The sequence below is a fragment of the Pedobacter sp. AC163 genome (genome assembly GCF_979258665.1).
On record NZ_OZ409872.1, the window covers coordinates 1,631,304 to 1,646,913 of the forward strand.

The window sequence follows — 15,610 nt, forward strand, 5'->3', positions numbered from 1 at the left end:
AAAAGGATTCACATATGGTGAATCCTTTTTTGTAGAAGTCGATTATTTATCGGGGAACTTCACACCTCTATATTTCGTAATATCAATCGAAGGAATGGTAGAATTGTATTTGCTATTAATGGCATCAATAAACACATTTGCAATTACCGCGTTTCCTCTCGGGGTAAGGTGAACACCATCCAATGAAAATGCGCCACCAGTGATAAAAGCAGAATTAATATTAATTCCCTGAATAGCGATACCAGCTTTAACCATATTTAAATAAGTGTAAGTGTCAGCTACAGCTAAACCTTTACTATTAGCAAGCGATTTAATTGTACTGTTATAGCTGTTTACATAATCTTTAACGCGTATAATCTCATCTTTATCCAATACCCAATTATTAGCAATTGGATTTCTTGGATCCAGCCCATAAGGAATTGCTCCCGTACCAAATAAGCCAGCAGTTTGGAAAGGTAAACGAATCAAATCTTCGCTGGTAGCGGCTCTAACACCAGTTCCGGTTTGAATAAATACTGCAACCGCAGCAGGATTTATCGCCTTTGCAGCTGCTAATAAGGCAGGCACGGTTACCGTATTAAAGTAAGGTACAGCCGTAACATCTGGAATAGTTCCTACCACCCCTTTTTGACCGCCAGCAGTTAATGCATTAACCAAATTAGAATACAACATTGAAAATGTGGCTTTATCCGTTAACACATTTGTTGCATCAGTAGTTACACCTCCATTTGTAGCCCAGCCCAAAGCATCGTTATTTCCTAACCATAAAGAGAAAAAGCTGTGATTTCTACCCTGGATAAACTGAAAATATGTTGTTGCTCCTACTTGTGTATCACTGAGTAAACGCTCCATATACATATTTGCAGCACTGTAAGGAGCCGCAAAAGCCAAATCAACACGCATTCCCGGTATGCCCAGGTTCTGAACTTCTCCGGTATACTTTGCCAAGTGGGTCGCATCGCGATAAGCAAGATTCGTGGTAACATTTGCCAGAGTTGGACTTCCATTTACCAAAGCCGATAAGGTTAAATATCCAGAACCATTTGCTTGAGCATCAGCGAAAAATGGCGAGGTGAAAGCTCCACCACCCACAGTAGCCATTTGTGCAGCCAATAAATTCGGATAGGCTACTTTTTGCCCCTCGAGGTAAAGGCCACCGTCTGCAAAACCAGCAGTGAGTGAATTCCCAACAGCAATATATTTACTGAAATTTGCTTGCCCCGCGGTGGTGCCTGCAGGCGTTTCAATTTCTGGCTTACATGAAGCTGCGAATAAAACAACGGCAGCGAAAAGACTATTTAATATATATTTTTTCATTTAAATTTCTCCTACCACTTATAAGTTAATGAAAGACCAGGCGCATAAACTAACGTTTTGAAAGTACCATCTAAACCAGTTTCTATATTTTTTTGCTTACGCGATTGAACATCTTCAAAGAAAAACGAAGCATTTACTTCAAAACGGCTTGTCGGTGCATAGCCTACACCAGCACTTAGAATATAACGATTTGCGTCTGGAGCTTCTGGCGTAACATATCCATCCTGGACAGGAGAAAATGCATAACCCACACCGGCTCTTAATGATACTTTTTCAGATGCTTTGTGATTTACACCTAATTTAAACGAAGATCCATCACGATAATTACGGGCAGATTTCGTATCGGCCAAAGCAGAAGTATTCACAGCATAATCAAAAGCCAATTCCTCGTAAATCCTCCACTGTACCCAACTCGCATCAAACGCAAGAGTGGTACTTTTTGAAAGTGGAATACCAATACCTAGAGTCGTTGTAGATGGCAATGGCAATTCTGCATTAAAAGTATTTCCGGCTGGGAACGATGACCTTAATGACTCGGGAACATCAAAAGTTGCCGATCCACCCTCCAATTTGGTAATCACCTTTGATTTATGAACCACCGCAAAGGTAATATTGCTTAATGTGTTAATGTATAAACCTGCATTCCACCCATAACCGCTTCCAGTTCCTTCTAAAGTGGCATGACCGGAGCGTCCGTCAGGATAATTCACAGGCAACTCCCTTTGTAAATTAACATCTCCGTGGTTATAAACGAAGCCTGCTCCAACACCAATCCGATCGGTAATTTTAATACTTAAGGTAGGTTGAAAATAGATTGCCTTCAGGTTTAATGATGTTAATGCATATCTGCCAGACCAATCATTACCCCAGTCTACCAAACCTCCAAATGGAGTATAAACACCTAAACCAAACTTCCATTTATTTGATTTCGGCCCCCAAACGGCATAAGCTTCAAAAGGCGGTGCAATTTTATTTTTAACGTTTTCAGTGATGTTTGAGCCGTTTTGTTTAAAAGCAGATTTAAAAAGTAACGGATTAACTCCCGCAGAAATAGAATTTTTTTCTAAAAAAGTAACAGCTCCGGGATTGAAGAATACAGAAGCTTCGTCTAAAGCCAGTGCCGACCCGGCGCCAGCCATTCCTATTTGTTTTTGTCCCTGTAAATTGACCTGGAAACCTTGTCCCAGCACCCATAGCGGAGCAGAAAATAATAAGGCTAATAAAAGTTTTCTCATAGTTTAATATATGGTTATAGCAGAAATGCCTACTATGCTAACATAGCAAGCAAAAATTTGTTTTTAAGATGACCTTGAAAACTTTGCAGGTTACGCTTGCGCGGTAGGCCCTCCAAAACCCATCGGAAACGGCGGTTCCTCTTGCGTTTTGATTCTACCATTTACCGCTTCAAACTTCTGGATATTATCATCCAAAGCAACAAGTAATCGCTTGGCGTGTTCTGGCGTTAAAATAATTCTTGATTTAACTTTTGCCTTCGGAATTCCTGGCATTACACGTATGAAATCCAATACAAATTCGGTATTGGAGTGTGTGATAATGGCAAGATTCGAAAAAATTCCTTCAGCAATTTCTTCAGATAGCTCTATGTTTAATTGATTTTCGTTTTGTTGTTCTTCCATGACGTGGTAAATTTTGCACTGTTCTTAATAGAGCATTTAAAGGTAATATTTTATCATTAAGACTAAAAAAATATTTAAAACAAAAAGGGCTGCTTCAAATAAATGAAACAGCCCTTTTAAAAATATGAAGTTTATTATGCCTCTACTTCTTCTTGTTTCGAAGCCAATAACTTATCGTATTCTTCTTGAGAACCAACAATGATTCTTTCGTAACCACGTACACCAGTACCTGAAGGGATCAAGTGACCAACGATCACGTTTTCTTTCAAGCCTAACATGTTATCGCGTTTACCTGCAATCGCCGCCTCATTTAATACTTTCGTAGTTTCCTGGAACGAAGCCGCAGAAATGAACGATTTAGTACCTAATGATGCACGTGTAATACCTTGTAAGATAGAACTTGCTGTTGCTGGTCTTGCATCTCTAACCGTGATCTGTTTTAAATCTTTACGTTTCAATTGAGAATTTTCGTCTCTTAATCTACGCAATGATACAATTTGACCTGGTTTTAAATCTGTCGAGTCGCCTGCATCTTCCACAACTTTCTTGTCGTACATCGCATCGTTCTCTTCTGCAAAATCCCAACGATCTACAGCGTTATTTTCTAAGAAAATAGTATCGCCTGGATCTTCGATGTGAACTTTCTGCATCATTTGGTGAACAATTACCTCAAAGTGCTTATCGTTAATTTTTACACCTTGCAAACGGTAAACCTCTTGAATACCATTTACTAAGTATTCTTGAACCGCTGCCGGGCCTTTAATTGATAAGATATCTGCAGGAGAGATTGAACCATCTGATAAAGGCATACCTGCTTTCACAAAGTCATTATCCTGTACAAGGATGTGTTTCGACAATGGAACAAGGTATTTTTTAACTTCACCATCTTTAGATTCGATTGTAATCTCACGATTACCACGTTTAACACCACCTAAAGTTACTACACCATCAATCTCAGTTACTACAGCTGGGTTTGAAGGATTACGAGCCTCAAATAACTCCGTTACACGAGGCAAACCACCTGTAATATCTCGGGTTTTACCAGTTGCACGAGGAATTTTAGCGATAATCTGACCAGTTTGAATCGCTTCGCCTTCATCAACTGAAACGTGAGCACCTACTGGAATGTTATAACCTTTGATAAATTCACCTTTCTTATCTACAATTTGAACAGAAGGGTTTTTAGTTTTATCACGTGTATCAATAATTACTTTTTCACGGTGACCAGTTTGCTCATCTGATTCTTCACGGAAGGTAACACCTTCAATAATAGCATCAAACTGTGCTTTACCTGCAAATTCCGAAAGGATAACCGCGTTGTATGGATCCCACGAACAAATTTTATCACCTTTAGATAATTTATCTCCTTCTTTTACGAACAAGAAAGCACCATAAGGAATGTTGTTGGTAACAATCACTCTGCCTGTACCTGGCTCAACAATTTTAAACTCACCTGAACGACCCAATACTACTTGTACTGTACCATCTTCAGTTTGCGTATCAACTGTACGGATATTCTCGAATTCGATAACACCATCAAACTTAGCAACAATGTTTGATTCTGCAGCAATGTTTGATGCAGTACCACCCACGTGGAAAGTACGAAGTGTTAACTGTGTACCCGGCTCACCGATTGACTGTGCTGCAATTACACCTACTGCCTCACCTCTTTGGACACGTTTACCAGATGCTAAGTTACGGCCATAACATAATGCACAAACACCACGTTTAGCTTCGCAAGTTAATACTGAACGAATTTCAATACCTTCTAAAGGCGATTCTTCGATCAATTTAGCAACTTCTTCATTAATATCTTCGCCAGCACCTACTAACAATGTATTATCCAAAGGATTGTATACATCATGTAATGAAGTACGACCTAAAATTCTATCAAATAATGGTTCAACGATATCTTCCTGATCTTTTAAGGCAGTAGTATACATACCTCTTAAAGTACCACAGTCGTTATCGTTAACGATCATATCTTGAGCAACGTCATGTAAACGACGAGTTAAGTAACCCGCATCCGCCGTTTTTAAAGCCGTATCCGCCAAACCTTTACGAGCACCGTGAGTAGAGATAAAGTACTCTAATACCGATAAACCTTCTTTAAAGTTTGATAAGATCGGATTTTCAATGATATCACCACCTGAACCTGATTTTTGAGGTTTCGCCATCAAACCACGCATTCCGCAAAGCTGACGAATCTGCTCTTTAGATCCACGTGCTCCTGAATCAAGCATCATGTAAACTGAGTTAAAACCTTGGTTATCTGACGATAACTGAGTCATAACGAAAGTAGTTAACCTGTTGTTGATACGAGTCCAGATATCGATAATCTGGTTGTAACGTTCGTTGTTGGTAATGAAACCCATGTTATAGTTGTTTCTTACCTCTTCAACTTCAGCTGCAGCTTGCTCTAATAAAGTATGTTTTTCTACCGGGATGTTTACGTCTTGTAAGTTGAACGATAAACCGCCTTGGAAAGCCATTTTGAAACCTAATTCTTTGATATCATCTAAGAATTGAGAAGCACGGGCCATACCAGTCATTTTCACTACTTCACCGATAATATCTCTTAACGATTTTTTAGTTAATAATTCGTTGATATAACCTACCTCTTCAGGCACCAATTGGTTAAATAATACTCTACCAACAGTAGTTTCAGTTAATTTATTAACGATAGAACCATCGTTTTGCTTAACATTTACCCTTACTTTGATGAAAGCATGAAGATCTAATTCTTTCTCATTGTAAGCAATAATTACTTCCTCTGGAGAATAGAAATTAGAATCCTGTCCTTTTACTACTCTTGTATCATCGGTTCTACGGCCTTTAGTAATATAATAAAGACCCAAAACCATATCCTGAGAAGGTACTGTAATTGGTGTACCATTTGCAGGGTTTAAGATATTGTGTGCAGCCAACATTAATACTTGGGCTTCCAAAATTGCCGCGTTACCTAGTGGTAAGTGGACAGCCATCTGGTCACCATCAAAATCGGCGTTGAATGCAGTACACACTAATGGGTGTAACTGGATCGCTTTTCCTTCAATTAATTTTGGTTGGAAAGCCTGAATACCCAATCTGTGTAATGTAGGTGCACGGTTTAATAATACCGGGTGACCTTTCAATACATTTTCTAAGATATCCCAAACTAATGGATCTTTTCTATCAACGATTTTCTTTGCAGATTTAACTGTTTTTACCACACCACGCTCAATCATCTTACGAATAATGAACGGTTTGTAAAGCTCAGCAGCCATATCTTTAGGAATACCGCACTCGTGTAATTTAAGGCTAGGCCCTACAACAATTACCGAACGAGCTGAATAATCCACACGTTTACCTAATAAGTTCTGACGGAAACGACCTTGTTTACCTTTCAAAATATCTGAAAGTGATTTCAAAGCACGGTTACCTTCAGTTTTTACCGCGTTAACTTTACGTGAGTTATCGAATAACGAATCTACAGCTTCCTGTAACATACGTTTCTCGTTACGTAAAATTACCTCTGGTGCTTTAATCTCGATCAAACGTTTTAAACGGTTGTTACGGATAATTACACGACGGTATAAATCATTTAAATCTGAAGTTGCAAAACGACCACCTTCTAATGGAACTAAAGGACGTAATTCTGGTGGAATAACCGGAACGATTTTAACAATCATCCACTCAGGGCGATTCTCAATACGTGTATTAGCACCACGGAAAGCTTCAACAACCTGAAGACGTTTTAAAGCCTCATTTTTACGTTGTTGAGAGGTTTCGTTAGCAGCCTGGTGACGTAAATCATAAGACAAAGTATCTAGATCAATACGCTTTAATAAATCTTCTAATGCTTCAGCACCCATTTTGGCGATGAATTTATTAGGATCTTTATCGTCTAAGTATTGGTTCTCTTTAGGTAATTTATCTAAGATATCTAAATATTCTTCTTCCGTTAAGAAGTCCATATAATTGATACCTTCTTCGGCCATTAAGCCTGATTGAATAACTACGTAACGCTCGTAATAGATAATTAAATCTAATTTTTTAGTAGGTAAACCTAATAAATAACCGATTTTGTTTGGTAACGAACGGAAATACCAGATGTGTGCAACAGGAACCACCAAAGCGATGTGTCCCATACGCTCACGACGTACTTTCTTCTCTGTTACCTCAACACCACAACGATCACAAACAATACCTTTATAACGGATACGTTTGTATTTACCGCAATGACATTCGTAATCTTTTACCGGACCAAAAATACGCTCACAGAACAAACCATCACGCTCAGGTTTGTAAGTACGGTAGTTAATGGTTTCCGGTTTCAACACCTCACCGCTTGAACGTTCCAAAATAATTTCTGGAGACGATAAGCTAATCGTGATTGATGTGAAATTGCTTTTTAATTTATTATCCTTTTTGTAAGACATATCTCTTTCTTTAATGATCGAAGGATTGAGTGATTGAATGATTGAATGACAGTTACCCATCATTCACTCATTCACTCATTCTTTCATTCAATTAGTCTAACGTAATATCTAAACCTAAACCACGTAACTCGTGAACCAATACGTTAAACGATTCTGGAACACCTGGAGTTGGTAGGTTTTCACCTTTAACAATGGCTTCGTAGGTTTTTGCTCTTCCGATTACATCATCCGATTTAACGGTTAAGATCTCCTGAAGAATATTAGCTGCACCGAATGCCTCTAATGCCCAAACCTCCATCTCACCAAAACGCTGACCACCAAACTGGGCTTTACCACCCAATGGCTGTTGTGTAATTAATGAGTATGGTCCGATTGAACGGGCGTGCATCTTATCATCAACCATGTGACCTAATTTCAACATGTAGATAATACCTACAGTTGTAGTCTGATCGAAACGCTCGCCTGTTAAACCATTGTATAAGTAAGTTTTACCTGAAGCAGGAACGCCGGCTTTAGCAATCCACTCTTCTACCTCTTGGTGTGTAGCGCCATCAAAAATTGGAGTTGCGAATTTCACACCCAATTCCTGACCTGCCCAAGCCAAAATAGTTTCATAGATCTGACCAAGGTTCATACGTGAAGGTACACCCAGTGGGTTCAACACAATATCAACCGGAGTACCATCAGCTAAGAAAGGCATATCTTCATCACGAACAATACGTGCTACAATACCTTTGTTACCATGGCGACCCGCCATTTTATCACCTACTTTTAATTTACGTTTTTTAGCAACATAAACTTTTGCCATTTGTACAATTCCCGATGGAAGCTCATCACCTACACTAATCGCAAATTTATCGCGTTTGTAAGCTCCAAGTTCTTCGTTAACACGGATACCGTAGTTGTGAAGCAACATTTTAATCATCTCGTTTTTGTCATCATCAGTCGTCCATTTGTTAGGGCTGATGTGCGCAAACTCAAGATCTGCTAAAATTTTCTGAGTAAATTTAGCGCCTTTAGGTACTAATAATTCTTTGTAAATATTAAATACACCTTGAGATGTTTTTCCATTTACAATAGTGAATAATTTGTCTACTAATTCTGCTTTTAACTTCTCAGTAATGTTATTATAGCTCTTATCTAATTTCTCAATTGCCGATTTTTCTTCAGCTTTTGTAGTTTTCTTAGCACGGCTGAATAACTTAGTATCAATTACCACACCTTGAATTGAAGGAGGAGTTTTTAAAGACGCATCTTTAACATCACCTGCTTTATCTCCAAAGATTGCACGTAGTAATTTCTCTTCTGGTGAAGGATCAGATTCTCCTTTTGGAGTGATCTTACCAATTAAAATATCACCTTCTTTTACATCAGCACCAACACGGATAATACCGTTTTCATCTAAGTCTTTTGTAGCCTCTTCAGAAACGTTCGGGATATCTGGTGTTAATTCCTCTTCTCCACGTTTAGTATCACGTACTTCTAATTCAAACTCTTCAATATGCAATGAAGTGAAAACGTCATCACGAACAATACGCTCGTTGATTACAATCGCATCCTCAAAGTTGAAACCCTGCCAAGGCATGAAAGCCACTTTCAAGTTTCTACCCAATGCCAATTCACCGTTTTCTGTTGCGTAACCTTCGCAAAGCACTTGTCCTTTAGTAACTTTCTGACCTTTCTTAACGATTGGTTTTAAGTTGATACAAGTATTCTGGTTGGTTTTTTTGAACTTAATTAAACGGTAAGTTTTGCTATCACCTTCAAATGAAACTAAACGATCATCCTCGTTACGCTCATATTTAATAGTGATTTCGTTAGCATCTACATATTCAACAACACCATCACCTTCAGCGTTGATCAATGTTCTTGAGTCACGGGCAACGCGACCTTCCAAACCTGTACCAACAATTGGTGCCTCAGGACGTAACAATGGTACGGCCTGACGTTGCATGTTCGATCCCATCAAAGCCCTGTTCGCATCATCATGTTCCAAGAACGGAATTAACGAAGCAGCAATTGAAGTAATCTGGTTAGGTGCAACGTCCATTAAGTCTAATTTCTCAGGCTCAATAATCGGGAAGTCACCCTCATAACGTGCTTTAACGCGTGGTGTTATAAAGTTACCTTTATCATCATATTCTGCATTAGCCTGAGCGATGGTTTTACCATCTTCATCTTCTGCAGATAAATAAATAACGTCTGAATCAACCACTACCTTACCATCTTCAACACGTTTGTATGGTGTTTCGATGAAACCTAAATTATTGATTTTTGCATGCACACAAAGTGATGAAATTAAACCAATATTTGGTCCCTCAGGAGTTTCGATAGTACATAAACGACCGTAGTGAGTGTAGTGAACGTCACGTACCTCGAAACCAGCTCTTTCACGTGATAAACCACCTGGGCCTAAAGCTGATAAACGGCGTTTGTGTGTAATCTCTGCTAATGGATTCGTTTGATCCATAAACTGAGACAACTGATTTGTACCAAAGAAAGAGTTGATCACTGATGATAACGTACGGGCGTTAATCAAATCAGTTGGTGTAAACACCTCGTTATCGCGAATGTTCATACGCTCACGGATTGTTCTAGCCATACGGGCTAAACCAACACCAAATTGTGCGTACAACTGCTCACCTACCGTACGTACACGACGGTTTGATAAGTGATCAATATCATCCACTTCTTCTTTTGAGTTGATCAATTTGATCAAATATTTAACAATAGCGATAATATCTGCTTTTGTTAAAACTTTAACCTCATCAGGAGTATTCATTTTCAATTTACGGTTGATGCGGTAACGACCAACATCACCTAAATCGTAACGTTTATCCGAGAAGAATAAACGATCAATGATACCACGAGCAGTTTCCTCATCAGGTGGTTCCGCGTTACGCAAAGCACGATAGATGTTTTCAACAGCTTCTTTCTCTGAGTTAGAGGTATCTTTTTGTAATGTATTATAAATAATGGTATAATCTGCCTGACTAGCGCCATCTTCTTTTGATAAGATGATGCTTTTCACGCCAGCTTCGATAACCATATCAATGTGTTCGTCTTCTAAAACGGTTTCTCTTTCAAGAATCACTTCATTACGGTCGATAGAAACTACCTCACCTGTATCTTCATCTACAAAATCTTCAACCCATTTCTTTAAAACTCTTGCAGCCAGTTTACGACCGATATATTTCTTTAAACCTGATTTACTAACTTTTACTTCGTCAGCAAGATCAAAAAGTTCTAAGATGTCTTTATCAGAATCGTAACCGATAGCACGTAATAAAGTGGTAACCGGGAATTTTTTCTTACGATCGATGTAAGCATACATCACGTTGTTCACGTCAGTAGCAAACTCGATCCATGAACCTTTGAAAGGGATAACACGGGCAGAATACAATTTGGTTCCGTTAGTGTGACGGCTTTGGCCGAAGAACACACCTGGAGAACGGTGTAATTGCGAAACGATAACACGTTCTGCACCGTTGATAACAAATGTACCTTTTGGTGTCATATACGGGATCGTACCTAAATACACATCCTGAATAATGGTCTCAAAATCTTCATGTTCAACATCGTTACAAGAAAGCTTAAGCTTTGCTTTTAATGGAACATTGTAGGTTAATCCACGCTCAATACACTCATGTATATCGTAACGTGGCGGATCAACAAAATAATCAAGAAACTCTAATACGAAGATATTTCTTGAATCTGTTATTGGAAAGTTTTCAGCAAACACTTTAAACAAACCTTCGCTAGAGCGATCGTCTGATGTGGTATCTATCTGGAAAAATTCTCTGAATGATTGCAATTGCACATCCAGAAAATCCGGATAGTCTATAATGTGCTTACTAGTTGCAAAATTTACTCTTTGTTCGACTGTCTTTGCCAATGGACTAAAAGATTTTAGTTTAAGAATAAACTATTTGTTTGGTTGGGATTTTAAACAGGCTCATTAACCAAACAAAATGAGATGTTTATAAACAGGTAAAGACACCGACATTTTCAGTCGGTGTCTAATACATTTTTAGCCTAGCTAAATTAAGTGATTACTTAATTTCAACTACTGCTCCAGCTTCTTCTAATTGTTTTTTAAGAGCTTCTGCTTCGTCTTTAGTAACACCAGCTTTTAATTCTTTTGGTGCTCCATCAACTAAGTCTTTAGCTTCTTTCAAACCAAGACCTGTTAAGTCTTTTACAAGTTTAACAACTGCTAATTTAGCGCCACCAGCTTCTTTAAGAATTACATCAAAAGATGTTTTTTCTGCAGCAGCAGCAGGTGCATCACCACCAGCAGCAGGACCAGCAACTACAGCAGCAGCTGCAGGCTCGATACCATACTCGTCTTTTAAGATTTGAGCTAATTCGTTAACTTCTTTAACGGTTAAGTTTACTAATTGCTCAGCAAACGATTTTAAATCTGCCATTTTATTAAGATTTTAAATTTTTACGTAAAATAATTTTGTTTTATTTGCGAACTTAAGGTGTTCGTTAACCTTCTCTTTCTTGAAGAGTTTTAACAATTCCTGCAATTTTGTTACCGCCTGATTGAAGCGCAGATAGAACATTTTTAGCTGGTGATTGTAATAATCCAATGATATCGCCAATAAGCTCTTCTCTTGATTTTAAGCTTACTAAGTTATTCAATTGATCATCACCAACATATACTGATGAATCTATGTATGCGGCTTTAAGCACAGGTTTATCAGAAGTTTTTCTCAAAGTTTTAATCAACTTAGCCGGAGCGTTTGCTGTTTTTGAGAATAATAATGATGATGAACCTTTAAGCGCTTCGTATATCTCAGAAGCATCGCCATCTAAACCTTCAATCGCTTTGCGAATTAAAGAGTTTTTAGCAACCTTCATAATGATATCACCTTCGAAACATTTGCGGCGGATGTTATTAATCTGCTCAACAGAAAGGCTAGAAGTATCAGCAATATAGAAATTGCCATACTCTTGCATTTGTCCTTGTAGTTCTAAAACTACGTCGTTTTTTTCTTCTCTGTTCATGATTAAATCCCCGCTACTGATTTAGTTTCAATTGCAATCCCAGGACTCATTGTAGAAGACACGTGAATGCTTTTAAAATAAGTTCCTTTTGCAGCAGATGGTTTTAATTTTGAAATTACTTGAATAATTTCAAGTGCATTCTCATAAATTTTGTCTGCTGGGAATGATACTTTTCCTATCGAGGCGTGTATGATACCCGTTTTGTCTACTTTAAAATCGATCTTACCTGCTTTAACCTCAGTTACAGCTTTACCAACTTCGTTAGTTACTGTACCTGATTTTGGGTTAGGCATTAAGTTCCTTGGACCTAAAACACGGCCCAATTTACCTACCTTAGCCATACAAGCTGGTGTAGTGATAATAATGTCTACATCGGTCCAACCACCTTCAATTTTAGCAACATACTCGTCTAAACCAACGAAGTCTGCGCCAGCTGCTTTCGCTTCTTCTTCCTTATCAGGAGTTACCAAAGCTAAAACACGTACAGTTTTACCTGTACCGTGTGGTAAAGTAGCAATACCACGTACCATTTGATTGGCTTTACGCGGATCTACTCCTAAAGATACATCAATATCAACTGAAGCATCGAATTTAGTAGTAGTGATTTCTTTTACCAAAGCAGCAGCATCCTTCAAAGTATAAGCTTTACCAGCTTCTATTTTAGCATGTGCCTTTTTTTGATTTTTAGTTAATTTCGCCACTGTTGTAAACTGTTTTTTAATTAATTGTTCCAGGGTGCGTCACCAGAAACGGTGATTCCCATACTGCGTGCTGTTCCAGCAACCATACTCATTGCAGATTCGATTGTAAATGCATTTAAATCAGGCATTTTATCTTCAGCAATAACTTTAATCTGGTCCCAGGTCACCGACCCAACTTTCTTACGGTTAGGCTCAGCAGAACCACTCTGTAATTTAGTAGCATCTTTTAACTGGATAGCTACCGGAGGGGTTTTGATGATGAAATCGAATGACTTATCAGCATAAACAGTAATTACAACTGGCAATACTTTACCTGCTTTATCTTGGGTACGAGCGTTGTACTGTTTGCAAAACTCCATAATGTTCACCCCTTTAGCACCTAATGCAGGTCCTACTGGTGGCGATGGATTTGCCGCTCCGCCTTTGATCTGTAATTTGATCATTGCACTGACTTCTTTTGCCATTTTGTGTTTTTTGTTTATTTAAAACTCAATGTTAAATATTGGAAGCATGTAACATTTATTTTCCTTATAGTTCCTATAAAACTTAAAGGACTGCAAAGATATGGATAATCTTGCAGTCCTACAATAGATTAGGAAAAATATATTTTATATTATATCTTTAAGTTTTTAATACCTAGTTTCCACTTTGAAATATGTATCAAACAGATCCCATAAATCTATAATAGCTTTTCTCCCTTTTCTACCAGGACATTTTTTATTATAATAATCTGGTGCATAAAAAAATAATTCTTTAATACTATCTTTAGTAATAAGATGTAGATAAATCTCACCACCATCTGATATTGCGTACCTAGAATGTTTTTCACCACAGCCTTCTCCATCAATCTTATCATCGTTAATATCCCACATTTTTAACTTGGAAGATTTAGACCAAAATTGATTTAAACTATCTAAACTTAAATAATGGGGGTTAAAAAATATGTTAATGTCAACAGGTATAAAATATATCAAATTTCCATTTTTCTTTAAAAACATATCTCTAAATGCTTTTGGAATATTTTTAACCTTATGATCCAGTTTTGTATTACTTTTATAGGTATAGGTTGTTATGGTGTCCCCTACCTTACTCAAAATTCTATAGCTTGGAATATTAAAAGTACCTACAAATTGTAATATATAAGTACTGTCTGCATTTTTTTGAAAAAATTCATGCAGGGGGGTTATGCCTACGTTATTCTGTGCTTTAGCATCCAAAGAAAAAAAACTAATTATAAATAAACAGATTATAACTCTCATAATTATTGTTTTTTGGGGCATAAAGGTGTACTATTATCGGCAAAACCATAATGATGAGCATTTTCCAAACCTTTCATTGTAGAAAAGTCCATTGTTAGATTTGTTGCTCCAATTTTAAAAGTATCATTCTCATAATTCTCTTTCCATAATGATGTACCTTGAACACCGCTCCAAGCCATTGCAGTAGCTTCTTTTAAATCTAAGTTAGGATAAATAGATTTCATAATATTTACAAACGGTGTAATATAATTTTTAGAAATATCCTCATGATTTTGTCCATGATTAATAGTGCTCCCTTTTTTATACTGTAGGTAAGCATGCAATGTTTCATGTATTATGGTTGCAACAGCATATTCTTGTGTTGAGTTCTTTAACACATCTTCATTTAGTAAGATTGAACACTTGAAAATGCCCCCATCATAATTATATCCTGTAGTTCTGCCATCAACTACTTTCCCTTTATTATCATATAGTTCGGGTACGTTACTAATACCTACTTTTACCTTAGTGTTCGCATCCAAACTGGATATAATTTTACTAATTGTATCTGTAAAGTTTTTGCCACTTACTCCCTTTGCTTTCGCAAGTGCAGTCTTTAAACACTCATTGGTTAAACTATCAATAATCTCCCTATTTACGTTATTTTCTCCTGTTCCAGTGCTACTGCCACCACCATAAGAATTATTTCCCGTACAAGTAGTATATAAATAACTCTCAGAAATAACCTGTCCAGTATTCCCATTAAAAGTTGTCCAGTACCAATCTGTACATATTGGCTCAACAGGTACTTCTGGTGGTGCTTGCATAGTCATTAAAAGTTTATCTCTTAGCCCAATTGTTCCATTCTGAAAAAACTTAACTTTCAGTTTCGAACTGACCTTACCGTTAATAAATTGCTGTCCATATTTAAACGTGTGTGCAGCATCTAAAACTAAAACATTGCCGGTAAAATTACTATTCAAATCTTTTCCACCTTGAAATATAACTGTCAAATCTCTTATCGTTTCAGGTAAATCAGCATTTACAACTTCTATTAACTTAGCTGAATAACTTCCTAGTGAATCAGCAATAATCAATTGTGAAACAACCCTATTATTTCCTGTTTCCAATTTGAAATTTGAAGGCATAATTAAATAATTTATCTCCTTATCTTTAAATATCTCGACTTTATCTCAATTAGGTATATAAAAAATATTTTTCTCTGACGAAAACCAACTCGTTGCATGTGAAATGAGTTCAGTGTTTGAAATCATACTTTC

At 37.4% G+C, this 15,610-nt stretch carries 11 protein-coding genes; all 11 read right to left on the reverse strand.

The annotated features are described in order from the left end of the window. Positions 1-42: 42 nt before the first annotated feature. Entirely contained in the window at positions 43-1,317 is a 1,275-nt protein-coding gene (locus ACZZZK_RS06885) for an SGNH/GDSL hydrolase family protein (RefSeq protein WP_463483511.1), read from the reverse strand. Between the two features lie 11 nt (positions 1,318-1,328). Beyond that, the gene (locus ACZZZK_RS06890; RefSeq protein WP_463483512.1) at positions 1,329-2,552 is read right to left on the reverse strand and encodes an OmpP1/FadL family transporter; all 1,224 of its coding nucleotides are present in this window, start codon (positions 2,550-2,552) and stop codon (positions 1,329-1,331) included. A 90-nt stretch (positions 2,553-2,642) separates the two neighbouring features. Further along, positions 2,643-2,954, reverse strand: a complete 312-nt coding sequence (locus ACZZZK_RS06895; RefSeq protein ID WP_056849503.1) for a DUF3467 domain-containing protein — start codon at positions 2,952-2,954, stop codon at positions 2,643-2,645. A gap of 134 nt (positions 2,955-3,088) precedes the next feature. Then, on the reverse strand, positions 3,089-7,375 hold the full coding sequence (gene rpoC / locus ACZZZK_RS06900) for a DNA-directed RNA polymerase subunit beta' (RefSeq protein WP_056850016.1): 4,287 nt from the start codon (positions 7,373-7,375) through the stop codon (positions 3,089-3,091). Between the two features lie 91 nt (positions 7,376-7,466). Next, the gene (gene rpoB / locus ACZZZK_RS06905) at positions 7,467-11,270 is read right to left on the reverse strand and encodes a DNA-directed RNA polymerase subunit beta (RefSeq protein WP_056849502.1); all 3,804 of its coding nucleotides are present in this window, start codon (positions 11,268-11,270) and stop codon (positions 7,467-7,469) included. Between the two features lie 157 nt (positions 11,271-11,427). After that, positions 11,428-11,805, reverse strand: coding sequence for a 50S ribosomal protein L7/L12 (rplL, locus tag ACZZZK_RS06910; protein ID WP_029279312.1), 378 nt, complete (start codon positions 11,803-11,805; stop codon positions 11,428-11,430). A gap of 64 nt (positions 11,806-11,869) precedes the next feature. Next, positions 11,870-12,391, reverse strand: coding sequence for a 50S ribosomal protein L10 (gene rplJ, locus ACZZZK_RS06915; protein WP_056849501.1), 522 nt, complete (start codon positions 12,389-12,391; stop codon positions 11,870-11,872). 2 nt (positions 12,392-12,393) lie between these two features. Next, on the reverse strand, positions 12,394-13,092 hold the full coding sequence (gene rplA / locus ACZZZK_RS06920; RefSeq protein WP_025143259.1) for a 50S ribosomal protein L1: 699 nt from the start codon (positions 13,090-13,092) through the stop codon (positions 12,394-12,396). Positions 13,093-13,112: 20 nt separating this feature from the next. Beyond that, complete coding sequence (rplK, locus tag ACZZZK_RS06925; protein ID WP_010601094.1) at positions 13,113-13,556, reverse strand: 50S ribosomal protein L11; 444 nt, start codon at positions 13,554-13,556, stop codon at positions 13,113-13,115. 165 nt (positions 13,557-13,721) lie between these two features. Beyond that, a complete protein-coding gene (locus ACZZZK_RS06930) occupies positions 13,722-14,351 on the reverse strand; it encodes a hypothetical protein (protein ID WP_463483513.1) in 630 nt (209 codons plus the stop codon). A gap of 2 nt (positions 14,352-14,353) precedes the next feature. Next, entirely contained in the window at positions 14,354-15,460 is a 1,107-nt protein-coding gene (locus ACZZZK_RS06935; protein WP_463483514.1) for a SprT-like domain-containing protein, read from the reverse strand. Positions 15,461-15,610: the final 150 nt, after the last annotated feature.

Excerpts from the sequence above, each read along its gene's own strand:
- ACZZZK_RS06895 (WP_056849503.1), bottom strand. The coding sequence starts at position 2,954 with ATGGAAGAACAACAAAACGAAAATCAATTAAACATAGAGCTATCTGAA.
- ACZZZK_RS06890 (WP_463483512.1), bottom strand. The coding sequence starts at position 2,552 with ATGAGAAAACTTTTATTAGCCTTATTATTTTCTGCTCCGCTATGGGTG.
- rplL (WP_029279312.1), bottom strand. The coding sequence starts at position 11,805 with ATGGCAGATTTAAAATCGTTTGCTGAGCAATTAGTAAACTTAACCGTT.
- ACZZZK_RS06885 (WP_463483511.1), bottom strand. The coding sequence starts at position 1,317 with ATGAAAAAATATATATTAAATAGTCTTTTCGCTGCCGTTGTTTTATTC.
- rplK (WP_010601094.1), bottom strand. The coding sequence starts at position 13,556 with ATGGCAAAAGAAGTCAGTGCAATGATCAAATTACAGATCAAAGGCGGA.
- rplJ (WP_056849501.1), bottom strand. The coding sequence starts at position 12,391 with ATGAACAGAGAAGAAAAAAACGACGTAGTTTTAGAACTACAAGGACAA.
- rpoC (WP_056850016.1), bottom strand. The coding sequence starts at position 7,375 with ATGTCTTACAAAAAGGATAATAAATTAAAAAGCAATTTCACATCAATC.
- ACZZZK_RS06930 (WP_463483513.1), bottom strand. The coding sequence starts at position 14,351 with ATGAGAGTTATAATCTGTTTATTTATAATTAGTTTTTTTTCTTTGGAT.